Annotated in this window: 1 protein-coding gene; it reads left to right on the top strand. The window is 57.5% G+C overall.

Going from position 1 to position 909, the window contains the following annotated elements; genetic code table 11:
- The first annotated feature begins 78 nt into the window (after positions 1-78).
- The gene (locus tag ACEWFR_RS23750; RefSeq protein WP_374063345.1) at positions 79-906 is read left to right on the top strand and encodes an IS5 family transposase; all 828 of its coding nucleotides are present in this window, start codon (positions 79-81) and stop codon (positions 904-906) included.
- The last annotated feature ends 3 nt before the right edge of the window (positions 907-909 follow it).

The following is a 909-nucleotide window of genomic DNA, read 5'->3' as shown; positions in this document are numbered from 1 at the left end:
GGCTCTGGTGAATCGTTGGACGGCGTCGGTTTCGACCGTCAGAACTAGGAGTATGAAGCGGGAAACCGCCGATGCTCTATGTCGAAGATCTCCCGCTTCACGAGCAAAGTCGTTCAGTTAGCTAAAAATGCTGTTGGTGAGCGAGGCGAAGTCGCCGCCCCCGAAGGGGGTGGCGGCTTCGCCGAGTATGCGGTGGTGTCGCTGCACTGTCTGCGGGTTTACCTGGAAAAATCCTACCGAGAAGCACTCGATTTGCTGAGCGAGATGCCACAAATACTCGGGGAGATCGGCCTTGAACCGACCGATCTCCCCGATCACTCGACGCTAGTCAAGTGGTTTGATAGGATTAAGACCGCACTCTGGCGAGTGCTGCTGCGCCTCTCGGCGCAGCTGCACGGCCAGAGCGGTCACGCCGCCATTGACGCGACGTTTTTCGACCGCGAAAACGCTAGCAAACACTACTGCCGTCGGACGAATTACCGGGTTCAGACGCTCAAAGCGACAGCTCTCGTCGACACAGAAAGCCAAGCAATTCTGGACGTTCACTGTACGACCGAGAAACGCCACGACACACAGCTCGGCTGGCAGGTCGCCCGCCGCAACGCGGACGACCTCGCCAGCCTCGCTGCCGACAAAGGCTACGACTGGATGGATTTGCGCGAAAAACTCCGCGAAGACGGCGTGAGACCGCTGATCAAACATCGTGAGTTTCGGCCCATCGATCACGCGCATAACGCGCGGATCGATGGGCCTCGATACCGCCAACGAGCGATGTGTGAGACCGTCTTTTCAACGATCAAGCGCACGCTCGGCGACGCCGTGCGTGCGCGAACTTGGTACGGTGAATTTCGTGAACTCGTTTTGATGTGTGTGGTTCACAACACCAAGCGATCTCTAAAACAGTGAAAT

The sequence above is a fragment of the Natrinema sp. H-ect4 genome (genome assembly GCF_041894845.1).
In the GTDB taxonomy this organism is placed as follows: domain Archaea; phylum Halobacteriota; class Halobacteria; order Halobacteriales; family Natrialbaceae; genus Natrinema.
This window is presented reverse-complemented; position numbering and strand designations above follow the sequence as displayed.